Origin of the sequence: Saccharicrinis sp. 156 (assembly GCF_050589685.1) — a bacterium.
In the GTDB taxonomy this organism is placed as follows: Bacteria; Bacteroidota; Bacteroidia; order Bacteroidales; family Marinilabiliaceae; genus Saccharicrinis.
In genome coordinates this window covers 1-23,942 of record NZ_JBNGOS010000049.1, presented here as the reverse complement: position 1 = coordinate 23,942, position 23,942 = coordinate 1, and the positions used below count along the sequence as shown (strand labels likewise).

Sequence of the window (23,942 nt, the reverse complement as noted above, 5' to 3'; positions counted from 1 at the left end):
GTTCCCTTCAAAAAAACAGGTTGTCAAATTTTACATAAAAGAATATCCTTTAAAAATCATACACTACCATGAAAGATAAATCTCAAAGTCGTAGAAGTTTCTTAAAAAAGAGTGCTGCCGCAGTTGTTGGCGCAACTGTATTTCCCTCTATCATACCTGCATCTGCATTAGGCCGAGGTGGCTTCATTGCCCCGAGCGACCGCATGCAAATGGCACTTATTGGGTCAGGAGGTATGGGCCGCGCTAACATGAAGAACCTGCTTAATCTTAAGAACAAGCAGGTTGAAATAGTTGCTCTATGCGATGTGGACACCAAGCAAATTGCCAATGCGCAAAAAATAATTAAAGATATACGCGGTAAATCAGATGCCCGTGAATATGGTGACTTTAGAGATTTACTTGAAACTGAAAGTATGGACGCTGCCATTCTTGCCCTGCCCGACCATTGGCACAGTGTTATGGCTACTCATGTTGCCAATAAAGGCATTCATATCTATGGTGAAAAACCTCTTGCGCGCACCATAAAAGAAGGAAGAGCTATAGTAGATGCTGTGCAAAAAAACAATATCACCTGGCAGACCGGAAGTTGGCAAAGATCTGTATCAAATTTCCATAAGGCAGCCGAGTTGGTTCGAAATGGTGTTATAGGTAAGGTAAACCATGTAGAAGTTGGGTTGCCCGACGGAAAAGCATCCATAGGAACCCCTGCTGTTCAAACTCCTCCAGAAAGTGTGAATTTTGATATGTGGTTAGGACCTGCTCCTAAAGTACCATTCCGCGGTGTTTTACATTTTCATTGGAGATGGATTATGGACTACTCTGGCGGTCAATTAACAGATTGGGCTGGACATCATATTGATATTGCTCACTGGGGATTGGGTTATGACGATAAAGCACCTATTGAGGTGGAAGGAAAAGGAGTTTATCCTATTGAGGGAATCTATGACGTTCCTACCGCATACGACTTTACTTGTAAATATGATACCGGAGTTACCGTTCGTGTAGCCAATGCAAGTGCCTACCCTAACAGGAAAGGTCAGGGAACAGATATTAAGCATAAAAGATGGGGAATGGGTACCGTTTGGTATGGCGACAAAGGCTGGATTCACGTAGATAGAAGTGGCATATGGGCCAGCGAACAAAGCTTTTTGGACACACCAGCTTCTCAAATTAAAGCGCCTATTTACAAAAGCGATAACCACTGGCAAAACTTTATCGATTGTATCAAATCAGGTAAAGAAACCATTACCCCTGCACATGTAGCGCATAATTCAATAAGCGTTGGGCTATTAGGCGAAATTGCTATGCTTACCAATGAGAAACTTAGGTGGGATGGTAAAACCGAACGATTCACAAACAGTGAAAGAGCAAACCGTTTGTTAAGTCGTCCTTTCCGTGCACCATGGCAACTTGCTCAATAAGTAATCCGTTTAAAGTTGAAAGTTATAAAGTCTTAAAAAATGAAAAACTATTTTAAATCACCCATATATATAATATTACTTGGCTTCATCGTGGCATTTAGTTCATGTGGAACAAAAAAGTACGACGCGTTAATTGTAACCGGACAAAGTAATAAATCGCACAATTGGAAAGCATCCCATGTAGCTGTTAAGCAAATCATCGAAAACACCGAACTGTTTACTGTGGATGTGGCAATAAGTCCGGAACAAGGAGCTGATATGTCAACTTTTAATCCTGATTTTAAATCATATGATGTAGTTATAGTTGATTATGATGGAGATTCCTGGTCGGATGCCACTAAAGCAAATTTTGAACAGTATGTTAAAAATGGCGGTGGTTTGGTGGTATTCCATGGTACCAACAATAGTTTCCCCGAATGGAAAGAGTTTAATAAAATGACGGCTCTTGGCGGATGGAAAGGCAGAACGGAAAAAGATGGCCCTTACGTACGTTGGGAAAATGGTAAAATTGTAAAAGATAACACTCCCGGAAAAGGAGGAACACACGGAAAAAAGAATCCGTTTGTGATTGACACCCGAATGCCTGAACATCCTATCATGAAAGGTTTGCCATTAAAAAGCATGCATACTACAGATGAATTGTATGGTAAATTAAGAGGTCCTGCTGAAAATATGACTGTTTTAGCCACTGCTTATTCAAACCCTAAAACACGGGGAACCGGAAAACATGAGCCGGTTTTGTTCACCGTGGATTATGGCAAAGGACGTATCTTCCATAACGTGTTAGGCCATGTAGGCAAAGATGAAGAAATGATTGCCTACAAAAGCGCCTACTTTATTTATGCCATGCAAAGAGGAACCGAGTGGGCGGCTGCAGGACAGGTTACCCAAGCTACTCCTGAGGACCTTCCAAACCAAAGCACTCCTTTAGTGTTACCTGCATACAAAGGCTTCACGCTCGATGGCCTTTTTAAGAATGCCAGAAAATACGAAGTTGGTAAAACCAAAAGGTACTTAAACCTAATCCTTCAGCGCATTAAAAACCATAGCAATGATGCTGAATACCTGGCCGAAATAGAAGGTAAAATGATCGAGTTATTAAGCGCTGACGATTGTACTCCTGATGCAAAGAACTTTATCTGCAAAGAAATCAGCTGGATCGGCTCTCAAAAATCCTTAGCTGCTTTGGAAGCTTTATCAAATCAACCTGAGACAGCTGACATGGCCAAATTCGCCATTGAACGCTTAACTTCACAAAACTAAATGGTTATGAAAAACTTACAATTAATCGCAATATTGACTATTCTTATGATATCCACATCCAACATAAAGGCAGACAAATGGGATCTAGCCTGTCAGGCCTGGACTTTTAATAGGTTCACCTTAACCGAGACCTTGGAAGAGATGGAAAAGCTGGGTATCAAATACATTGAATTGTTTCCTAATCAAAAAATTGCTGCCGACGATAATCGTACCACTCATTTTAGTATGCCTGACAAGCAAATAGCTGAATTAAAGGCTATGCTTAAAAAACACAGTATAAAAGTAAAGAGTTACGGCGTAATTTCTCCCAAAAAGGAAAAAGAATGGAAGCAATTATTTGAATTCGCAAAAAAAATGGGAATCAAAACTATTGTTTCTGAGCCCGTTCAGGAACTGCTTCCAATGATTGATGGTTTATGCATGGAATACAAAATCAGAGTGGCCATTCATAATCACCCTGATCCAACGCGTTATTGGAACCCTGAAATTGTGTTAAAAGCACTGGAGGGACGAAGCAAATACATGGGAGCCTGTACGGACGTTGGTCACTGGACCCGTTCAGGCCTAGATGCAACAGAATGCCTTAAAAAACTGGAAGGACGTGTTTTTGAAATTCATATGAAAGATGTGAACAGAACAGACAAAGAAGGTCACGCTGTAGTTTGGGGCGAGGGAGTTATAGACTGGACAAAAGTTTTTGGTGAGTTAAAACGTCAAAAATTCAAAGGAAAATTTGTTATAGAACACGAATATAACTGGGAAAAACCAGTTCCTGACTTAAAGAAGAACGTCGCATTTTTTAATGCCAAAACAAAGTAGTCAGTCAGCAGTTGGCCGTCAGCATTACCTGAGACACTAGATAAGAGACTACATGCCATTTTAAAAAAAACTATAAAAACCACTTCGTGATTTAAAGATGAATAACCCCGGGTTTTTAACCCGGGGAATTTCAACAAATTAAAATCGACGCACCGCTAAGTTCATTTATTATACAAATTCAGTTTACGTCAAATATTAGATAAAGTACCTTATTAGGGCTAATTAATACCATCATAAAATCTACATACCAATGAAATTAAAGTCACTTACACTATCGCTTATATTTTTAGGAGGGATTTCTTCATTTGCACAAAACAAAGAAGAAATAAAACCCCAAGACACCGAAGACTGGAGCCGAAAACCTGAAGTAGTTACACCAGGCAAAAAGTCAATAGCCCCTTCAGATGCCATCGTTCTGTTTGACGGTAAAGATTTGAGTCAATGGAAGAAACAGGGCAGTAACGAGCCTGCCGGATGGAAAGTAAAAGGAAAAGCAATGCATGTAGTTCCTAAAAGTGGAGGTATTGAAACCAAACAGAAGTTTGGTGACTGTCAGTTGCATATTGAGTGGATGTCACCGAAAAAAGATGTTAAGGCCGGAAAAAAAGGACAAGGATGTGGCAATAGTGGTATATTTTTAATGGACAGATACGAAGTGCAAGTATTGAATTCTTTTGAGAACGAAACCTATTACAACGGTATGGCTTCAAGTATTTACAAGCAACATATTCCTTTGGTTAATGCTACTTTAAAACCAGGCGAATGGCAAAGCTATGACATTATATTTACGGCACCTAAGTTTAATGCCGACAAAACACTAAAATCGCCAGCATATGTAACTGTCATTCTTAATGGTGTATTGGTTCAAAACCATGTTGAGATAAAAGGTCCTACTGTTTTCAAAGGGTATCCGTCGTACAGCTACCATGAGGCGAAAGCGCCCATTGCGCTACAAGACCACACTAACGAGGTAAGTTACCGCAACATCTGGATTAGAGAACTATAAGTCTTTGTTATGAAAAGTATTTCGAGAAGAAACTTTCTGCGTACCTCAGGTGGGATCGCTGCTGGCACTTTGATCATTCCTAATTTTATCAGCTGTTCGGCCAACAGTACCGTGAACGTTGCCGTTGTTGGGGTTGGTGGTCGCGGAATGGACAACTGGACCAGCATGATTGGTGTTTGGAAGGACAAAAGAAGAATCAGACTGGGGTTGGATAAGGACGAGCCCAAACAACCATATCCACATGTCAGAATTGTAGCCATGTGCGATGTGGATGACAGGGCGGCAGCCAAAGCTTATGAACTGATTCCGCAAGCTCGCAAGTATAAAGATTTTAGAGTGATGATGGATGAAATGCATAAAGACATTGATGCCGTTATCGTCTCTACTCCCGACCATACGCACTTTGCAGCTACCATGGCAGCCATGCAAATGGGGAAACATGTATACGTTGAAAAACCTTTGGCCCATGATATTTGGCAACTAAGAACACTTAAAAAAGCAGCCGATTATTATGGTGTTGTCACACAGCTTGGCAACCAGGGACATGCTTCCGATGGAATCCGAAATATTAAAGAATGGTACGACCAAGGCATGCTTGGAGATATAAAAGAAGTACACGCCTGGTTTAGTGGACCGGACTTTAGCAGCATATATTTTAAAAAACCAGCCAACTACCCTCCAATTCAGCAAACTATACCGGATGGACTAGACTGGGAATTATGGCAAGGCCCGGTAAAAGCAAGAGGGTACAGTCCTGACTATTTACCTCGTTTATGGAGGTCCTACTACGACCTTGGAACAGGAATGCTAGGTGATTGGGGCTGCCATACATTGGATGCCCCGTACTGGTCTCTTGACCTGGGTTCTCCTGACGTTGTTGAACCGGAACAAATAGAACGCAATTCCCGAATGCCCAGTCAGTTTATCACGGATAAATCCATTTTACGTTTCGAATTCCCAAAACGGGGAAACAAACCTCCTGTAACACTCAAATGGTACGATGGTGGCTTAAAACCAGAAAACAGGCCTGAATGGTTACGTAAGCAACTTCCCGGATCGGGAATGATTATGGTAGGCGACAAAATGTCTGCAATGACAGGAGGAAAACCATGGGATGCGCACTTAATCATGCCCAATAATGAGTGGAAAGATTTTAAGGAGAACGGTTGGGAAAAATCTATTCGCAGAATTCCCAGGGAAAGTCCGCACGATGAATTTATTGATGCTATCAGGGGCTACGGACCCAAACCAGGTTCCAACTTTGCGTATGGAGCCGATTTAACAGAGACTGTGCTGCTTGGTGCCATGGCACAACGCTTTAATAAACGGGTTGAATTTGACACAGCCAACATGAAAGTAACTAATCATGCAGAGTTAAATAATTTCATCAAAGAACCGGCTAGAAAAGGATGGCAATACGGCGAGGAGTTATGGTAATAAATTGTTATTTGACTTTATAAAATAAACATGAAGAATATATCTCGGAGAAATTTCCTGAAAAATACGGGTACTGCCGCAGTTGGGGCAATGGTGTTACCCAATTTAATGAGCTGTTCCAGAAACGGCATTGTCAATGTAGCCATAGTAGGAGTTAATGGAAGAGGCAAGGGCAACTGGTTAGGTATGATTACCGAATCGTACGATAGAAAAACTAACGAGCGAACGCTGAATCCTCATGTTAGGATAGTAGCCTTATGCGATGTAAACAAAGAAAATCTGGCCCAAACAAGCGAAAAGTTACCTGGGGCAAAAACCTTTCAGGACTTTAGGGTAATGCTGGATACAATGCACCGGGATATTGATGCGGTGGTAGTTTCCACACCCGACCACACGCACTTTGCCATAACAATGGCGGCCATGGAAATGGGCAAACATGTCTATGTTGAGAAACCACTAGCGCATAATGTTTGGCAGCTACGAACTTTAAAAAAAGCAGCTAAATATTATAATGTGGTAAACCAACTGGGAAATCAAGGGCATTCAACAGATGGTATCCGAGATATTAAGGAATGGTACGACCTGGGAATTCTTGGAGAAGTAAAAGAAGTACACGCCTGGTTTCATGGACCCGATTTTATTACCGGTTCGTTTAGAAAACCACAAAAGTACCCTCCTGTCGGCCAGCCCATCCCCGAACATATGGATTGGGATTTATGGCTGGGACCTGCAAAAGAAAGGGCGTATAATTCTATTTATGCCCCACGGTTTTGGCGAGGATGGTACGAAATGGGTAATGGAGAGTTAGGTGATTGGGCCTGCCATACTTTAGATGCTCCCTACTGGGCTTTAGATTTAGGTTCTCCTTCAGTAATTGAGCCGGAACATGCCAAGTTGAGCATGCTGCCCCATCAATATGTAACCGATGAGTCCATCCTTCGTTTTGAATTCCCTCAAAGGGGCCATAAACCTCCAGTAACCATGCGCTGGTACGAAGGTGGTATGCTACCAGTGTTAAAGCCGGAATGGAACATTCCTAAACTAAACAAAACAGGAGGACTGATAATGGTTGGCGAAAAAATGACTTTAATGACTACAACGCCACGCCCAAACAATCCGGTTTTAATGATGCCTGGTGGCGAATGGGAAGAATTTAAGAAAAAAGGTTGGGAACAAACTATCCCTCGTGTTCCGGGACAAAATCAATATAAAGAATTTATCAATGCCATTAGAGGTGCAGGTCCAATGCCAGGTTCCGACTTTGAGTATGGAGGAGGATTAACCGAAATGGCACTTATGGGAGTTATGGCACAGCGATTTAATAGACGAATCGAATTTGATGCTGCTAACATGAAAATAACCAACCATCCCGAGTTAAATGCTTTTATAAAAGAAGAAGTACGACCGGGTTGGCAATATGGAGAAAAACTCTGGAAGTAAATTAGTTAACGGTCACTAGTCATTGGTAATTGTAATAAATTAATAACACGCTGCGTCCGTGTGTCTCAGTGTTCATCAAACATCTAAATAGAATGAAAAATATATCAAGAAGAAATTTCCTACGAACTTCAGGCGCTGTAGCCGCTGGAGCTATTGTTCTGCCCAACCTGGTTAGCTGTACTAAAAAAAATGGTATCGTTAACCTTGCCATCGTTGGTGTCGGTGGTAGAGGTTCCGGTAACTGGAAGGGACTTATTACTGAATCATACAACAAACAAACTAAGGAGAGGGTTCTGAATCCTAATGTGAGAGTGGTTGCTTTATGCGATGTGGATGCCAACATCCTAGCTGGAGTAAGCAAGACATTCCCTGAAGCAAAGACCTTTAAAGATTTTAGGGTAATGCTGGATAATATGCACAAGGATATAGATGCGGTGATTGTTTCTACGCCCGACCATACCCACTTTGCCGTTACCATGGCAGCCATGGAATTGGGCAAACATGTTTATGTTGAGAAGCCATTGGCTCATAACATATGGCAATTACGTACACTTGTTAAAGCGGCAAAACATTATGGTGTTATCAACCAATTAGGTAATCAGGGACATGCTTCCGATGGAATCAGAAACGTTAAAGAGTGGTATGATTCAGGCATTTTAGGTGAGGTAAAAGAAGTACATGCCTGGTTTAACGGACCGGATTTCAAAGGAAATTACTTTGTTAAGCCCGATGCTTACCCTCCAACCAGTCAACCTGTGCCAGAAGGGTTGGATTGGGATTTATGGTTAGGACCAGCAAAAGAAAGACCTTTCAACAAATGTTATGTACCTCGCAGATGGAGAGGCTTTTATGAATTAGGCAATGCTGAACTAGGAGATTGGGCTTGTCATACGTTAGACACTCCTTATTGGTCCTTGGAACTAGGCTCACCTAATGTAGTGGAACCAATACTATCAGTGCGCAACGAGGGAATGCCTGACAAAATAGTGACCGATTCATCTGTTCTTAAATTCGAATTTGGCCAGCGAGGAAATAAAGCGCCTGTTACTTTAAACTGGTACGAGGGAGGTGAAAAGCCGGAAAACAGACCTGAATGGCTGACCAAAGAATTAGGCGGTAACGGAATGATTATGGTGGGTGAAAAAATGTCGGTAATGACAGGAGGTCGCCCAAATGATGCCAGACTTATCATGCCTAAGGAAGAATGGCAAGCCTTTAAGAAAAAAGGATGGGAACAAAGCATACCTCGTATACCCGAGCAAAATCAGTACAAAGAATTTATTAATGCAATCAGGGGCGAAGGCCCAATGCCTGGATCTACTTTTGAATATGGTGCCGGATTAACTGAAATGGCGCTTGTAGGGGTAATGGCTCAACGTTTCGATAAACGTATTGAATTCGATGCCAAGAATATGAAGGTAACCAACCATCCTGAATTAAATGCCTATATTAAGGAGCCCGTTAGAAAAGGTTGGGCATATGGCGAAAACCTTTGGGGATAGCGCAACACAGTTGCTAGTACCAAGTTAAAAGTTATAAGTTATAAATCAGTATTAAGTATTAAGGCATAACCTGTCCCGTATAAGCGGGAAGGATAAGGACTATTCAATTTTTAGAGCATGAAAAAGTCTTTTGTCTTTTATCTAATGTCTTTAAAGAACAAATCAATGAGCAGAAAAGTCACACTATTTACCGGTCAATGGGCCGATTTGGATTTTGAAACCATTTGCCAAAAGGCTAAAAGCTTTGGCTACGACGGGCTGGAACTAGCATGCTGGGGAAACCATTTCGAAGTAGATAAAGCCGACCAGGCCTACTGCGAAGAAAAACTGGCTATTCTTAAAAAATACGATTTAGAAGTTTACGCCATATCTACCCACCTTGTTGGTCAGGCGGTTTGCGACCGAATAGATGAGCGCCACAAAGCTATTCTGCCCGATTATATATACGGTGACGGTGAACCTGAAGGAGTTCGTCAAAGAGCCGCTGCCGAAGTCATCAAGACGGCCGAAGCTGCCAAAAGGTTAGGCGTAAAAATTGTCAACGGATTTACCGGAAGTTCTATCTGGCATTTGTTATACTCCTTCCCTCCTGCTTCGCAAGAAATGATAAACGCAGGTTTTAAGGATTTCGCCGACCGTTGGACTCCTATCATGGATGAATTCCAGAAACTGGGAATTAAGTTTGGGCTAGAGGTGCATCCTACCGAGATAGCTTTTGATATTGCTTCTGCCGAAAGAGCATTAAAAGCTATCAATTACCATCCTTGTTTTGGATTTAACTATGATCCAAGTCATTTAGGCTACCAAGGTGTTGATTATGTAAAATTCATCGATAAGTTTGCCAAGCAGATCGTACACGTTCATATGAAAGATGCCGGCTGGAGCGATGTTCCGGTTGAAGCAGGCGTATTTGGTGGACACACTGATTTTGGTGATGCCCGTCGTTTCTGGGATTTCAGAAGTATGGGACGAGGTAACATTAACTTTGAGAAAATCATTAGAGCCTTAAATCGCATCGAATATTCAGGTCCTCTCTCTGTTGAATGGGAAGATGGCGCTATGGATCGCGAGCAAGGAGCTAAGGAGTCGTGTGCTTTTGTTAAGCAAGTTGACTTTACACCTTCTAATTTGGCTTTTGATGCAGCTTTCGACAAAGAAAATCAATAGTCGGGATTACAAAATAAGCCAATAACTGCGTTATGCTTGTCTGTGAAATACTCATTTACACAAGTTAAACTGCGTTTTCACAGACTGCACAAGCCTTGTTCTTGACTTCTTTTATTAATCCCTGTTTATATCATAGTTAATAAAACTCAGAGACATTGAATATTACTCACTGGCACTAAGTTTTAGCCAAAGGTTGGGGAGTGAAACAAACTTATTCAAACACCTCCTAAAAACGCGGTGCTAATTAGTTTAATCTAGAAAATATGGAAAAATCTATTCACAAATCAAGACTATTTATTGGGAGTTGCCTGGCCTTGCTGGTAACTTCGTTAACTTTTGCCATGAGGGCAAAAATAGAGGAAGTTTTTGGCCCGGTTAGCAATGGCGGAATTTTCGGACTAAGCAAAGAATCTATAGGCTGGGCATTTGGTCCCGCCTTTTGGGGTTTTACGGTAGCCATGGTAGCCGGTGGATTCCTGATTGACATCGTTAAAACCAAGTCGGTAGTATGGGCTGCTTTTGTCTTGCATTTTGTGGGCGCCATTGCTTTTATCTTAGCTAAGGATAAGGAAACCCTTTTTATAGCTAATATTTTTATTGGACTAGGAAATGGTTGTGTAGAAGCTGCTTTCAACCCATTAATCGCCACCATCTTCCCTAACAACAAAACAACCATGCTGAACCGTTTTCACGTTTGGTTTCCTGGCGGAATCGTAATTGGTAGCTTGTTAGCATTCTTCATGATGGACACGCTGGAAATTGGCTGGCAAATATACATTGGCGTTTTATTTTTACCGCTAGCCATTTATGGGGCATTATTCTTCGGACAAAAAATACCTGAGACAGAACGCGTTTCAAGTGGTGTTACCTACAAAGGTATGTTAGATGCAACTGGAGCTCCCGTAACCATAATTGCCTCTATGACTTTGATGTTATTATTAGCAATTAATATTGTAAAATTTACTGAAGGATGGATGTACTTGGCCGTAGTAGGTGCTATCGTAGTTGTTTCTGCCATTGAAGCTTTAATGATACGCAAAACAAGTATGATTTTCCCCATCATGTTTACCTTTATGTTGCTGACTGCTTCTACAGAATTAGTAACTACACAATGGGTTAACGCACTATTATCCCAAGCCGGTGTAAGTCCAATGTTAATGCTAGCATTGATTACCGGAATTATGGCGGTAGGCCGCTTTTTTGCCGGAGGACTTGTACATCGCCTAAATCCAGTGGGAGTTTTATTACTATCGTCTGTTTTTTCAGCCATTGGAATTTATGCCTTAAGTGCAGTTGAATCTCCGATGATGGTAATTATTTCTTCTGTAGTATTTGCTATTGGTGTTACCTATTTTTGGCCAACTATGCTAGGTTTTATTGCTGAATATATACCCAAAAGTGGTGCTTTAGGATTATCACTATTAGGTGGTGCAGGAATGGTTTCCGTAGCTATGTTTTTGCCTGTAATGGGACGTATCATGGAAGAACATAACGAAAAAGTGGCCTTACAAAGTATAGGAGCATTACCAGTTATCTTAATGGTAGGTTTCGTCATCTTATATTCTGTTTATAGAAAAAGAAAACCCGAAAGTATTTAGTCAGCATTTAGCTGTAAACAGTTAAAAACAGAGCTGACTACTATCGTTTCGGCGCTTCCCTTTACTCCTGAGAGTAAGCGCCTACCGAATGCAAGTTCGCGAGAAAGTACCACACCAAAGGTGTGGAGAAGGGGATTTTTAGCTTATAATTCACAAATACCTTTAATTATCAGGTTCATAATAAATTTAAATGAAAACATCATCGTTCATAAACTTTCTCACTCTCTTATATTGTTGTTTTGCGATTACACTAACCGTATCAGCAAAATCAGGAAGATCTGATAAACCCAATGTAATCATTATTTTTACCGATGAACTTGGATATGGTGATATTGGTTGCTTTGGAGCAAAAGGCTACCAAACACCTGCCATTGATAAAATGGCCGAGCAACCCCATGGAAACAAGGACACAACCAAAGCGGTGCAACTGTTCAACCTAAAAAAGGACCCGAACGAGATAATTAATTTAGCTAATCAATATCCCGAAAAGGTAACAGAAAGGGCTAAACGATTGAAAGAAGAGTATGGAAAAATTATTCAGACAACTAGATAAGAGATAAGAGACACTAAACCAAGTCGTTTAGGGTCTATTATCTATTATCTCAAAATTTAAAAAACATGCAAAAAATAAAATTAGGAATGATAGGTGGCGGATTGGGCGCTTTTATCGGTGATACCCACAGAAGAGCTGCCCGCATCAGTAACCAATTTGAACTGGTTGGTGGCGTATTTAATGTGAATTATGAAAAAGCTAAGCAATTTGCAGAACAGGATGCTATTTCCTTAGATCGTACTTATCCTGATGTGGATACCATGATTGAAAAAGAGAAAGCATTACCGCAAGAAGAACGCATTCAGGCTGTTTCTATCGTAACACCTAACTTTTTGCATTATCCATTTGCAAAAAAATTATTAGAAAATGGTTTTCATGTGATATGCGAAAAGCCTATGACCATGACTGTGGAAGAAGCTGATGATCTTAGATCGCTTGTGGAAAAAACAGGTTTAACCTTTGTTTTAACGCATACTTACACCGGTTATCCAATGGTTCGTCAGATGCGCGAATTTATTAAAGAAGGAAAACTTGGGCAGATTCAGCGTGTGGATGCACAATACTACCAAGGCTGGGTTAACGGAATCATGCATAGTGAAGATGCCGGTTTGGGTGTTTGGCGTTTCGACCCGAAGGTAGCCGGAATTTCAAGCTGCATGGGAGACATTGGTGTTCATGCATTTAACCTGATTGAGTACACTACGGGTAAAAAAATCACCAAAGTGCTAGCCGATTTAAACAATGTGGTTGACAAATCGCAATTAGATTTGGATGGAACGGTCATGTTACGTTTTGACGAACCATTTTTAGGATTGGTACGCGCCAGTCAAATGGCCACCGGAGAAGAAAACAACATTAGCATTGCTGTTTATGGATCTAAAGGAAGTTTAAAATGGAAACAGGAAGATCCTAATTATTTACATTTTATTCCTGCCGACCAGCCGCGTGTAGTATATAAACCCGGTAATCCGTACAATACAAAATTCGCAGAAAACAGCCACACCATGCCATTTGGTCACCCCGAAGGGATTTACGAAGCATTTGCCAACTTGTATGCAGGAGCAGCTAAATCTATTCGAGGTGAAGAAATTCATGATGGCGAATTTACAACGGTTGATGATGGCGTTAGAGGGATGAAGTTCATCAAAAACGTGGTAGAATCGAACAAGGAAGGTAACGTTTGGAAGGAACTTTAAAAAAGTTCTCAGTACGCAGTCAACAGTAAGCAATAAAAGCTCTTCCCCTTATCCTTGAGGATAAGGGGAACTACCACACCCAAAGTGTGGGGATGGGGATAAATAAACCGATAATCTTTCGTCTCATGTCTATTATCTATTATTATGATATCAATAGTAATACCCATATATAACGAAGAATCACTGATTGGTGAGTTGTTGAAGCGCACAGTGGCTTCCCTTGAACAAACCGAACAGGACTTTGAGATATTGTTTGTTGATGATGGTTCAACCGACAATAGTTTGGGATTATTATTGCAAGCTCAGAAAAATGATGCCCGAATCAAAATGATTTCCCTGTCGCGTAATTTTGGCCATCAGGCAGCCTACACAGCCGGAATTGATTATGCTCAGGGGGATTATATGACATTGATGGACGGAGATTTGCAAGATCCACCAGAGCTGATTCCCGAAATGTTCAAGCTATTGTCCGCAGGTGATTTTGACATTGTTAATGGCTATAGAAAAAGTAAAACTTCAAATAAACCTAAAGGGTTATTTAGCTGGTTGTTTCATAAATCTTTCGGTAAACTATCCAGCCTGGAAGATGTGGAGCATATTGGCAATTTCTCCATGATGAATAAATCGGCCATTGCAGCATTACGGTCATTAAAAGAAAAAACCAGATACCTGCCAGGTCTGCGTCATTTTATAGGTTTTAGAAACACAACCATTAGCTACAAGCGGGACGAACGTGAATCAGGCGATTCCATGAGTACTCAAAAGCTATTTGCACTGGCTTTTGATGCTATCTTCTCCTTCTCGAAACTGCCCATTAAGTTTTGCCTTATCATGGGTATTATCGGAATCGTCACTTCATTTTTAGCAGGCATATATATTTTGCTATCTAAAATACTGGAGCTATCTCCATTAGGATGGTCATCAACCCTAACCAGTATTTTCTTCTTAGGATCAATACAGCTTATGTTCTTGGGAATATTGGGTGAGTATGTATTCCGTATTTATAGGGAATCGCAGAACAGACCCATCTATTTTGTGCGAGAGTTTTATTCAAAACAAGTAAAGAATATGGACAATGAAATGGTTTAAGGATACAAGACATATACTATTTTCGTTGTTGGCTGTATTACTTGTACTTATGCCAATTTTAAGCCTGGATGCAGGAATATCCGGCGATGAAGAAGTGCATCTGAAACAAGCTGAATTTGTGATTAAATACTATGCCAGTTTCGGCCAGGATAAAGCTGCACTCAACACACCCGTCACTAATTTAAAATATTACGGACAATCATTTGATAACCTAACCACCTTATGGGCCCAGTTATTGGGGATAGAAGATATTTATACTTTCCGCCATATTTGCAATTCGCTTGTTGGTTGGCTTTGTATTTTGTTTGCTGCCTTAATTGCCGTTCATCTTAGCGGATATAGAGCGGCTATTTTCACGGTGCTTCTTCTGGCCGCTTCTCCACGGTTTATTGGGCATTCGCTAAATAACCTAAAAGATATTCCTTTTGCCTTAGGTTATGTTGCTTCTATCTTTTTTACGATGAAGGTGATATCTGACCTTAAAAATATAAAACTTAAATATGCCATTGGCCTGATTTTATCTATGGCCTTAACATTGAGCATCAGGCCTGGTGGACTACTGGTATTCTGCTATTTTGTATTGTTTGCCGCCATTGCTTACTTTATAGGTATTAAATCCGAAAATAATGATAAACCACGTTTTTTAATCTTCTTGCTTACCTTTGTCCTCATTGTTGTATCATCCTATTTTATTGGTTTATTATTTTGGCCTTATGCGCTTGAGAACCCCATCATCAATCCAATTATTTCTATGAAGATGATGTCGGATTACCCGGTAAGGCTTCGTCAATTGTTTGAAGGGGTAGTTTTTTGGAGCGATCAACTACCATGGTATTATTTAATTAAGTATGTTACCATTACTATTCCCATAGTAATATTACCACTTACGCTTATTTATGTTATCTGCATTTTTAATAAAAAACAGTCGCCCATACCGTTTCTTAAAAAAATCCTGCTATTATTTGTGATCATTTTCCCGTTTGGGTTTACCATCATTGCCGATTCAAATGTGTATGGGGCTTGGCGTCATTTATTGTTTACCTATCCCCCTCTGGTAATTGTAGCAGCAATAGGCTTATCAAACATCATGATTCCTATTAAAATGAAAATTGTTAAAAACGGGATAATTATAGTTTTTATGCTGACCTTATTGCCGTCAACATCTTTTATTATTAGGAATCATCCTTTAGAATATACTTACTTTAATAAGTTAGCCGGCGATTATAATAATGTAGCCAACAACTACGAATTAGATTATTATTACCACAGTGTTAGGGAGGCTTCTCTCTGGTTAAAGAATCATATTGAAAAAAATGATGCGAATAAGGTAAAGATCGCTTCCAATTATGGTATCAGTGATTATTTTAAGAAAAGCGATAAGGCAATATCATTTGCCTACACCCCATATTATTCAAGAGGAAATACAGATTGGGATTATGGAATTTTTTACCGTACCACCATTGCACCTTCTCAAACCAGTCAGAAATTATGGCCACCGACCGGCACGCTGAAATGCATCAATACAGAAGGAATAGCGGTTTGTGTTATCGTTAAAAGACAAACACACGATGATTATTTGGGCAAACTGGCCTACGAAAATGAAGACTATACGCAAGCAGTTTCATATTTGAGTATGGCTACCCAAATAGATCCCGGAAACGAAATTGCCTGGATCAATTTGGGTAAATCATATTTGAAATTGTCGAAATACAACAAAGCAAAAGAAGCTTTCTCGCAATGCTTAAACATGATACCGGATTATGAACCCAGCATGTATTATTTGGCGCAGATAGAAATACTAACTGGTAAACCGGAAAAAGCAGAGAACTTTTATAAGCAGATATTAAAAAATAACAGTAAGAGTTATAAAACTTATTTGGCTTATGCGCAATTAAAAGAAAGCTTAAACGAAAAATTAAATGCCATCGAATTATTGGATCAATGCTTAAAGCTTAATCCAAATTACAAACTGGCCATTGACATGAAAAAAGAAATTAAAAACGAGATAACCGAAACAAATTAAACAATTATATAAATTTACAATTTAAAATTTACGATTATGAAAAAATTAGTTTTTAGACTATTGTTTGTGTGTTTTTTAGCCACAGGATTAGGCGGTGGAGCTGCTGTTTTTGCTCAAGATCATGATGCCGTAACGGATTCTTTATCTATTGACGATATGGCGCCTGTATTGTATGATGAAGATGCTTACGAAGAAGAAGAGAAGGGCTCAAATGGTGTAATTATCGGTATTGTTATCGCCGTAGTGGCCATCGGCGGAATCGGTTTTGTTGCCTTGAAGAAAAAGAAATAGTCGTGCGACGACAGCGAATTATTTATTTACAGCTCCTAAATGGTGCGACGACAGCGAATAATTATTTATAGCTCCCCCTTACGATAGGGAGCGGATTATTTATTTACAGCTCCCCCATGCGATGGGGTACGGAATTTTTATTTACAGTTCCAAATTTGATAGGGAGCGAATTTTATTTGGGGTGCGACTTAAAGTCGTGCCCCGTATTCTGTAGTGCTGTTTTGGGTTACTCAAGCAAAACTAATTTCTATCCAAATCCCATATTTGTTGAATTTTAATTGTACTTTCGGCCATTCAACAACTTCCGGGGTGGGTGCACTGATGCTCATGCAGGCGCACACTTATGATATGACATTAGAAACAAATCTTAAAAACATCCAGACAATAGCCATTCAAAAAAGAGAGAGCAATCGATCTTTTAGTATTTTTCTTGAAAAACAGGATTCAGAAAAAGTGGATGCCATCGTTTATAGGCTCAACAAAGATATTACTCCTCAAATAGATTGTACAGCTTGTGGCAATTGTTGCTTAAACCTCAGACCAGTGGCATCGGAGGAAGTACTGCGTCAGTTTGTTGATGCTGATAAGATCGAGGAAGTTAAATACGCAATGTGCATTCAATGTAAACATGTAAAAGACAAGAAATGCACCAAATATCTGGAAAGGCCTGAAGAATGCCGTTTATATCCATACATGGACAGAGCCCAATTTGTTTCAAGAATAGTTGGCATACTCCAGAACTATGAAATATGTCCCATTGTTTTTAATATTTGCGAGCATTTAAAAATAGAGTTAGGTTGGGATAATGATTAATATTGTTTTACAATTTGATTCCAAAAGATCTATAAACTATCTTTATATGCCTGAAAATAACAGCTATATTATTGGTTTAGCATTGAAGCAGACTCTCGGTGCCAGATAAAAAATGTCTCCTTTTATCGGAGTAGCTATTGCACGGGATTTAAACAACGGAATAGCCAGGTTTTCTTTTGCGCTAGGATTAAATTTAAACAGAAAACAACCAACTAATATCAATAATTAATCGATAACTTTATAGCTAAAACAAGTCACTTCTGCTTTATGGGAACAAGTAAAACAAACGAACTAATAGAAATATTCGCCGGCTCATCCATAGAAGCCGGAATTGTTAAAAGTTTATTACACGATGCTGAGATAGAAGCATTTTTAAAAGATGAATTCATGGGTACCATTGCCCCTTGGCATACTTCTCCAGGTGGTGTAGCATCTGTTAAAGTGGTAATATCTAGCTTAGATTTTGAAAGCGCGAAAATAGTAATGGAAGAGTATCTTAAAAATCAAAATACCGGCGAGTAATTATTCCTTTTTATAGGACTCCTGCTATGGTATGAATTCCGGGTGTGGTGTAAGTGTAATAAAGTCCCAACCAGTTCTTTTCATTCTCTAAATGTACTTCCTCCTCCTGTGATTGATTATCAACAAACAAATCTATCATGCGTACTTCATTGTCCGGGCCACTGACCTGTTCCAAAGAAATTGGAAAAAGATGTGTTTGATCCCTGTTTTGTCCTTGTATGAATTTCATACCTATAAGATACAAAACAACAGCTTCTTCTTCTAGCTTTATGCGCAGTAGTTATGAACCGTTATCAACAGGAGGTCTGGTTTTTAGACAGTCTGACGGTGGCGGTATGAAACGTTGCGCATTTTGAAACACAACCTTATCAGCCCACTAAGCCGTTGATTAAATGTTATTTCGTTTAAATATAGCACTATCCGCGCAATGTTTTATGACCGCGTGTTATGTGCTTTTTTTACTACCTAACTTTTTCAAAGAAAATATTTTTTGCCCGGCTACTTGAAACATTGAAACCTTCAACTTTTCCTGAATTATCTCTTTGAAAATTAATTTCCCGAAAAGAACCTTTATTGCCAATAAAATAATCAGCCATTACAGCTTTTAACCTAAAATTACCCAGCCTTTGGTGATTTGCATGTAGAATATTTTCTTTGATATAAAAAGTATAATATGCATCCAATTCAGGACTGAAATAGTATCCGGTAAATTCTTCTAAAGAATTCATGTTATAATTTGCAGGAATGTATTTGTTAAATAAAATAACATATCCATCATCTAACGTTACTGTCATTTGATTAGAACTAAAGGAAACAGACGTATATTCAGCTGTTTGCATTTCAAATTCATTTTCTCCAACAGGAATTAGTGCAGTATTATCATTATTAGGTCGCATATAATACAAAGTATCGTCTAAAATCGCAATTTGTCTTGAATAATTATCCTTGTCATTCCAAAAATAACCTTCTAAAGATACAAGTTCCTTTGTGTTTTTTTGAATTGGCTTTTTATGTGAAAGAATCTTTTTAACATCAGATATACCTTTTTCTTGTAAAAAGTATTCTTGTAAACAAATGTCTGTCAATTGTCTTACAATTTTACCACCATTAATGTCAGAACGATTAATAGCTATTATAATGCTGATGTTTTGTTCAGGAAATCTACCTAAATATGCTTGATAGCTGGCGTCCATACCGCTATGTTCAATTCTAGCTAAACCTTTATAAGTATTTACAAATTGACCAAGTGCATAACCAAAGGAATTACCGCTATTTAGCTTTCCTAAAGTGTTCATTTTTTGAAAGATACTTTCATTTCCAATTGTTTTCTTTGTAAAGTTAATTGTCCACTTACTCAAATCTTCAATAGTTGTGGATAGATTTGTTGCTCCTACACTTGTATTGTTAAAAATATCTTCTACAAATTGTTCATCTCTTTTGTAATAAGAATTTGCCTTATTATTAATTACGAAACCTTCTTTATCAATAAATTGTGTATTGTACATTCCTAAAGGTATAAAGATGTTTTCTTTCATATATTCAGCAAATGATTTCTCAGAAACCCGTGCAACTATTTCAGCTAAAAGAGTATAACCAGAATTACAATACATAAATTCTTCATTGGGTGTAAAATTTAACGATTGTTGTTTGTAAATAAGGTCAAGAACTTGATTATTACTAATCATATCATCTAATCTCCATCCAGCAAGCCTTAAGAGATTCCATTGGTCTTTTATTCCACTTGTATGATTAAGAAGGTTTCTTATAGTTATATTATTATTAAATTCATTCATTTCAGGAATGTACTTTCTTACATTATCATCTAATGAAAGTTTCTCTTCAGCTTCCAACAACAAAATTGCAAAAGCAGTAAATTGTTTTGAAACTGATGCTACATGGAAGGTAGTTTTATTGGTTATAGGAATTTGATGCTCCAGGTTTGCAAGTCCATATTCTTTTTGAATTACTAATTCGTTTTGATTTACAATTCCAATAGCTATTCCCGGATTATCCAAATTATAATCCTTAAACAGATTGTCAATTTCCCCGCTTATTCGAGTTATATTAAATTCATTTTCGAGGCTTTCCTGAGATTGAAGGTCAGTTGTAAATATTAGTATGTAAAAACATATTATTAAAAGTTTATAGAGATAATTCATTTTACAGTTTTTAAATTCATGATTATATAAACAAATCTAATTGGGATAAGGTTTTAAATTGCACACAACGGTTCGAATATGCGGAGGTTGGTATTTCGAAGATATTAGTTGACAAACCATTACTGTTTTGAGTAAATGTATAAAAGCTAAATTACCCTACATCCCCAACTTGCGTATATTTATTGTTAGCACCTAGGCATTTCAAAGTACCATTCCTTAATATATAGCACTTGAAATTATCGATTTTGGCAGCTCATCGTGTTGAAAAAACAGATGATTTGCATATAGATAACTAAAATATTGGCTCAATCACAAAAGTAAACTTCATTGGCTCAGGGACAATAAGATATGGTTGATATGGGACTGTTCCCCAACTAGTATCACCACCAACTCCCATTTGACGATAATCAATGTTAATGTTGGTATGGTTTTGCTCTTTAATATCTATTGTATGCTTATTTAGGGTACTCGGTTCGAAATCTTCGTTCGTAAAATGATTGATATTGAACCCAAGATTGCTCTTGCTGTAAAACTTCAAACCTTGGTTTTCTGCATTTTTAACTTCCATCCAGCGGGTGTCTGTTCTGTAGCCATTTTCTTGGGGTCGGATGTATGGGGTGTAAAAGTCACCCACTGGCGACTCATATATTCCGATAAATGCTGAGGTGTTTCTATCCGGATAGTTTTCATGCGGTCCTCTACCGTAATATTTGACTTGATCAAACTCCCTCAAAATTTGGAGATTCATTCCCATTCTGGGTAAAAAGGGTACGGAGCTTACACGTTCGAACACATATTTAACCATGATTTTGCCGCTTCCATGAATTGTGTAATTGATATGGAAGTTGGTCATTTTAGGATTGTTTTTAAGGATACTAATGGATACTTGACCACCCTCCATTTCTTGCCAAGAAACAGATTTAGTTTCCAGTTTAGTTTCTACATCTTTCCATATTTCACAACTCTTTTCTAAACCAGCTCCCAAATCATTGTCAATAGGTGCTCTCCAAGTGTTGAGGGTAAGAGGAGTTTTAAGCCAATTTTGCTTTTTATGTTCTAAGGATATTAGTTGCCCCTTCTTTTTGTCAAAAGTGATCTTAATATTGTTTTCGCAGCTCAATACGATGTAATCTTCGGTATCTTTTACGCTAATGTCTGAAGACTTGACAACAGGATTTTCTATTGAAGCTGCGTTAGGAATTAACAATTGCACTGAAGCTACCATATGCCCCTTTTTAAGGACGCCCTCCTGTGCTAATGTGTTTATATAGAAATTGATGACGTATTCTGACCCAGGTTTAAGCTTTGGCATTGACTCTTGCAAGACTAAGGTGGTAGTTTCTTGTGGACTACAGCTAAGCTCAGTTGTCCCTTGCTTGATGCTTTGTCCATTTTCTAGTATCTCCCAAGATAAATCAAAGGCAGATAAATTGGTAAAGAAGTTCTCATTATAGATGTCAAAAGACCATTCGTTCCAATTGTTGGCTGATATATGTATGTTTTGGTACTGTTTTTTTACCTCCCAAAGAGCAGGTTGGATTGACCTATCTGGATAGACAATACCATTTAAGCAAAAAGCACCATCATTTCTTACGCCCTCAGGTTCAAAATCACCACCATAACCCCAATATTCAACTCCATTTTCGTCTGTCTTTGTTATTCCTTGGTCTACCCAATCCCAAATGAAACCACCTTGGACTCTCGGTTCTGACCTGACGAAGTCCCATAATTCTTTGAGGTTTCCTGTACTATTTCCCATTGAATGTGCATACTCTACCCAGATAAAGGGTCGGTTTGGATTATTTGGCAAGTGACTCAGCTTAACTTCTTCAATCGGTGCATACATATAACCGATGATGTCGGTATGTCTAATGTGATCAAATTCAGGATCAACTTCAGCACGGTCATAGGAAACCACTCTTGTATCATCCATTTTCTTGAGCCAATTATATGCATCTATAAACGGTAAGCCAGTACCGGCTTCATTACCCATTGACCAAGTAATTATAGATGGATGATTTTTATCTCTATAGAAAAGTCTTTGGATGCGATCTACCATTGCATCGTGAAAACTAGGATCTCTGGAAACTTGGTTAACAATCCAGCCATAACCGTGCGATTCAATATTAGCTTCATCTATTACATAAAGTCCGTACTGGTTACAGAGTTTATACCAATATGGGTCATTGGGGTAGTGAGAAGTACGAACAGCATTGATGTTGAATTCCTTCATCAATTTAATATCTTTAAGCATCATTTCTTTAGTCGTAACATGTCCTAATTTTGGATCATGTTCGTGGCGATTGACACCTTTAAGCAATATAGCTTGTCCATTGACGAGTAATTGGCCCTCTTTCAATTCAACAGTTCTAAAACCGATTTGATGAGAGGTGCATTCTTGAAGCTCATCCTTGTTATCGTACAAGGAAATAAGCAATGTATATAGGTTTGGTTTTTCGGCTGACCATGCTTTTACATTTGGAATACTATGTTGGAAGTTTATTGTAGATGTTGATCTGGCGGCTATCGGACTTTCTTTGATAGAATTATGAATTACCTGCTCTCCATCCAAAAGTTTAATTTCGACCTTCTTTATACCCTCTGTTTGAGAATTATTCTTGAGTGAAACTGACACGTCTAATTCACCATTTTTGTAGCTGGCATCTAAGGTTGATTTTGCGAAGAAGTCTTGGATCATAAATTCTGGTCGGGCATGTAGAAAGACATCTCTTTCGATTCCTGCCAACCTCCAGAAATCTATATCTTCGAGATAACTGGCATCTGTATACTGGTAAACCTCTATACTTACGTCGTTGATGCCTGTCTTAAGATATCTGGTGATATTGAATTCAGCGGGCAATTTGCTGCCTTGGCTGTAGCCTACTTTCTCCCCATTTACCCACAGATAAAAGGCAGATTTTACTGCTCCAAAATGGATAAATACTTCCTTATTTTTCCAATCAATAGGTATTTCAAAAGACTTCTTGTATTGACCTACAGGGTTGTAGTCATGTGGTACAAACGGTTTGTTCAAAGGGAAGGGATAAGTGATGTTAGCATAGAGTGGAAAGCCGAATCCATTCATTTGCCAGTTGGAAGGAACAGTAATAGTTTTCCAATCCTTTAAATCAAACTCATTTTTAAAAAACTCCAAGTTTCTTTCATCGGCATTTTTACTCCAGTTAAATGACCACTCACCATTGAGAGATTGGTAGTATGGTGTTTTTAAACTGTCTTCGATAGCTGCTGCTGCATTATTGTAGGAAATAAAATATGCATGTGCCTCTTCTTTATTAATACCAAATGTTTCTGGATTTTCCCAATCAAGAGCCTGCTGAGCCTGCAATAATGGGCTGAAACAAAGTGCAATAATAACCGCTATATAAATCGATTTCATAATGTCAATAATCTTAGAATTAATAATGGATGAAGATACTATTTAAACTAAATTCTATAAAAAAATCTTATTAAATGAATTTTCATCGATGCATTTTGCTTGCAGCCAACGTCAGTCTGTCTAAAAACTAAAAGCAACTGATTTTTTGTTGCTTTACAGGCTATTTTTTAGCTTGTTTTAGGCCGTTCTATTTACGAATTGAAAATAATGATAATAATTTGTTTTGATAAGTAAATGGCTTAAAAT

Annotated in this window: 19 protein-coding genes; 16 read left to right on the top strand and 3 right to left on the bottom strand. The window is 38.7% G+C overall.

Features of this window, described 5'->3' with window-relative positions; all coding sequences use genetic code 11:
- Positions 1–68: 68 nt before the first annotated feature.
- The 16 genes from ACRD64_RS22290 (at position 69) to ACRD64_RS22215 (ending at position 18,140) form a co-directional block, all read left to right on the top strand.
- Positions 69–1,421, top strand: a complete 1,353-nt coding sequence (locus tag ACRD64_RS22290) for a Gfo/Idh/MocA family protein (RefSeq protein ID WP_430936262.1) — start codon at positions 69–71, stop codon at positions 1,419–1,421.
- A gap of 39 nt (positions 1,422–1,460) precedes the next feature.
- Positions 1,461–2,684, top strand: coding sequence for a ThuA domain-containing protein (locus tag ACRD64_RS22285; protein WP_430936260.1), 1,224 nt, complete (start codon positions 1,461–1,463; stop codon positions 2,682–2,684).
- Between the two features lie 6 nt (positions 2,685–2,690).
- Positions 2,691–3,503 carry a sugar phosphate isomerase/epimerase family protein gene (locus ACRD64_RS22280; RefSeq protein ID WP_430936258.1) on the top strand — a complete coding sequence of 271 codons (813 nt, stop codon included), beginning with the start codon at positions 2,691–2,693 and terminating at the stop codon, positions 3,501–3,503.
- A gap of 250 nt (positions 3,504–3,753) precedes the next feature.
- Positions 3,754–4,509: a 3-keto-disaccharide hydrolase gene (locus tag ACRD64_RS22275; RefSeq protein ID WP_430936256.1), complete on the top strand. Its 756-nt coding sequence runs from the start codon at positions 3,754–3,756 to the stop codon at positions 4,507–4,509.
- A 9-nt stretch (positions 4,510–4,518) separates the two neighbouring features.
- Complete coding sequence (locus ACRD64_RS22270; protein WP_430936254.1) at positions 4,519–5,946, top strand: Gfo/Idh/MocA family protein; 1,428 nt, start codon at positions 4,519–4,521, stop codon at positions 5,944–5,946.
- A gap of 30 nt (positions 5,947–5,976) precedes the next feature.
- Positions 5,977–7,386: a Gfo/Idh/MocA family oxidoreductase gene (locus ACRD64_RS22265; protein WP_430936252.1), complete on the top strand. Its 1,410-nt coding sequence runs from the start codon at positions 5,977–5,979 to the stop codon at positions 7,384–7,386.
- 92 nt (positions 7,387–7,478) lie between these two features.
- Positions 7,479–8,888 (top strand): Gfo/Idh/MocA family oxidoreductase, encoded by a 1,410-nt coding sequence (locus tag ACRD64_RS22260; RefSeq protein WP_430936250.1) that lies wholly within the window; start codon positions 7,479–7,481, stop codon positions 8,886–8,888.
- 165 nt (positions 8,889–9,053) lie between these two features.
- Positions 9,054–10,055: a sugar phosphate isomerase/epimerase family protein gene (locus ACRD64_RS22255; RefSeq protein WP_430936248.1), complete on the top strand. Its 1,002-nt coding sequence runs from the start codon at positions 9,054–9,056 to the stop codon at positions 10,053–10,055.
- Positions 10,056–10,318: 263 nt separating this feature from the next.
- Positions 10,319–11,653 carry an MFS transporter gene (locus ACRD64_RS22250; protein ID WP_430936246.1) on the top strand — a complete coding sequence of 445 codons (1,335 nt, stop codon included), beginning with the start codon at positions 10,319–10,321 and terminating at the stop codon, positions 11,651–11,653.
- Positions 11,654–11,843: 190 nt separating this feature from the next.
- Positions 11,844–12,206, top strand: coding sequence for a hypothetical protein (locus ACRD64_RS22245; protein WP_430936244.1), 363 nt, complete (start codon positions 11,844–11,846; stop codon positions 12,204–12,206).
- 65 nt (positions 12,207–12,271) lie between these two features.
- Complete coding sequence (locus ACRD64_RS22240; protein ID WP_430936242.1) at positions 12,272–13,402, top strand: Gfo/Idh/MocA family protein; 1,131 nt, start codon at positions 12,272–12,274, stop codon at positions 13,400–13,402.
- A gap of 144 nt (positions 13,403–13,546) precedes the next feature.
- Positions 13,547–14,491 (top strand): glycosyltransferase family 2 protein, encoded by a 945-nt coding sequence (locus tag ACRD64_RS22235; protein ID WP_430936240.1) that lies wholly within the window; start codon positions 13,547–13,549, stop codon positions 14,489–14,491.
- Positions 14,478–16,514, top strand: a complete 2,037-nt coding sequence (locus ACRD64_RS22230) for a tetratricopeptide repeat protein (RefSeq protein ID WP_430936238.1) — start codon at positions 14,478–14,480, stop codon at positions 16,512–16,514. Before ACRD64_RS22235 ends, ACRD64_RS22230 begins: the two co-directional genes overlap by 14 nt.
- Positions 16,515–16,550: 36 nt before the next feature.
- The gene (locus tag ACRD64_RS22225) at positions 16,551–16,805 is read left to right on the top strand and encodes a hypothetical protein (RefSeq protein WP_430936236.1); all 255 of its coding nucleotides are present in this window, start codon (positions 16,551–16,553) and stop codon (positions 16,803–16,805) included.
- Between the two features lie 267 nt (positions 16,806–17,072).
- The gene (locus ACRD64_RS22220) at positions 17,073–17,618 is read left to right on the top strand and encodes a YkgJ family cysteine cluster protein (protein WP_430936234.1); all 546 of its coding nucleotides are present in this window, start codon (positions 17,073–17,075) and stop codon (positions 17,616–17,618) included.
- Between the two features lie 267 nt (positions 17,619–17,885).
- Positions 17,886–18,140, top strand: a complete 255-nt coding sequence (locus ACRD64_RS22215; RefSeq protein WP_430936232.1) for a putative signal transducing protein — start codon at positions 17,886–17,888, stop codon at positions 18,138–18,140.
- A 10-nt stretch (positions 18,141–18,150) separates the two neighbouring features.
- On the opposite strand, the gene ACRD64_RS22210 is transcribed toward ACRD64_RS22215, so the two are convergent.
- The 3 genes from ACRD64_RS22210 to ACRD64_RS22200 all read right to left on the bottom strand — a co-directional run bounded on the left by ACRD64_RS22210 (position 18,151) and on the right by ACRD64_RS22200 (position 23,696).
- Entirely contained in the window at positions 18,151–18,369 is a 219-nt protein-coding gene (locus ACRD64_RS22210; protein ID WP_430936230.1) for a hypothetical protein, read from the bottom strand.
- Between the two features lie 232 nt (positions 18,370–18,601).
- Entirely contained in the window at positions 18,602–20,299 is a 1,698-nt protein-coding gene (locus ACRD64_RS22205) for a serine hydrolase domain-containing protein (protein ID WP_430936228.1), read from the bottom strand.
- 292 nt (positions 20,300–20,591) lie between these two features.
- Positions 20,592–23,696, bottom strand: a complete 3,105-nt coding sequence (locus tag ACRD64_RS22200) for a glycoside hydrolase family 2 TIM barrel-domain containing protein (protein WP_430936226.1) — start codon at positions 23,694–23,696, stop codon at positions 20,592–20,594.
- Positions 23,697–23,942: the final 246 nt, after the last annotated feature.

Excerpts from the sequence above, each read along its gene's own strand:
- ACRD64_RS22290 (WP_430936262.1), top strand. The coding sequence starts at position 69 with ATGAAAGATAAATCTCAAAGTCGTAGAAGTTTCTTAAAAAAGAGTGCT.
- ACRD64_RS22285 (WP_430936260.1), top strand. The coding sequence starts at position 1,461 with ATGAAAAACTATTTTAAATCACCCATATATATAATATTACTTGGCTTC.
- ACRD64_RS22280 (WP_430936258.1), top strand. The coding sequence starts at position 2,691 with ATGAAAAACTTACAATTAATCGCAATATTGACTATTCTTATGATATCC.
- ACRD64_RS22275 (WP_430936256.1), top strand. The coding sequence starts at position 3,754 with ATGAAATTAAAGTCACTTACACTATCGCTTATATTTTTAGGAGGGATT.
- ACRD64_RS22270 (WP_430936254.1), top strand. The coding sequence starts at position 4,519 with ATGAAAAGTATTTCGAGAAGAAACTTTCTGCGTACCTCAGGTGGGATC.
- ACRD64_RS22265 (WP_430936252.1), top strand. The coding sequence starts at position 5,977 with ATGAAGAATATATCTCGGAGAAATTTCCTGAAAAATACGGGTACTGCC.
- ACRD64_RS22260 (WP_430936250.1), top strand. The coding sequence starts at position 7,479 with ATGAAAAATATATCAAGAAGAAATTTCCTACGAACTTCAGGCGCTGTA.
- ACRD64_RS22255 (WP_430936248.1), top strand. The coding sequence starts at position 9,054 with ATGAGCAGAAAAGTCACACTATTTACCGGTCAATGGGCCGATTTGGAT.
- ACRD64_RS22250 (WP_430936246.1), top strand. The coding sequence starts at position 10,319 with ATGGAAAAATCTATTCACAAATCAAGACTATTTATTGGGAGTTGCCTG.
- ACRD64_RS22245 (WP_430936244.1), top strand. The coding sequence starts at position 11,844 with ATGAAAACATCATCGTTCATAAACTTTCTCACTCTCTTATATTGTTGT.
- ACRD64_RS22240 (WP_430936242.1), top strand. The coding sequence starts at position 12,272 with ATGCAAAAAATAAAATTAGGAATGATAGGTGGCGGATTGGGCGCTTTT.
- ACRD64_RS22235 (WP_430936240.1), top strand. The coding sequence starts at position 13,547 with ATGATATCAATAGTAATACCCATATATAACGAAGAATCACTGATTGGT.
- ACRD64_RS22230 (WP_430936238.1), top strand. The coding sequence starts at position 14,478 with ATGAAATGGTTTAAGGATACAAGACATATACTATTTTCGTTGTTGGCT.
- ACRD64_RS22225 (WP_430936236.1), top strand. The coding sequence starts at position 16,551 with ATGAAAAAATTAGTTTTTAGACTATTGTTTGTGTGTTTTTTAGCCACA.
- ACRD64_RS22215 (WP_430936232.1), top strand. The coding sequence starts at position 17,886 with ATGGGAACAAGTAAAACAAACGAACTAATAGAAATATTCGCCGGCTCA.
- ACRD64_RS22210 (WP_430936230.1), bottom strand. The coding sequence starts at position 18,369 with ATGAAATTCATACAAGGACAAAACAGGGATCAAACACATCTTTTTCCA.
- ACRD64_RS22205 (WP_430936228.1), bottom strand. The coding sequence starts at position 20,299 with ATGAATTATCTCTATAAACTTTTAATAATATGTTTTTACATACTAATA.
- ACRD64_RS22200 (WP_430936226.1), bottom strand. The coding sequence starts at position 23,696 with ATGAAATCGATTTATATAGCGGTTATTATTGCACTTTGTTTCAGCCCA.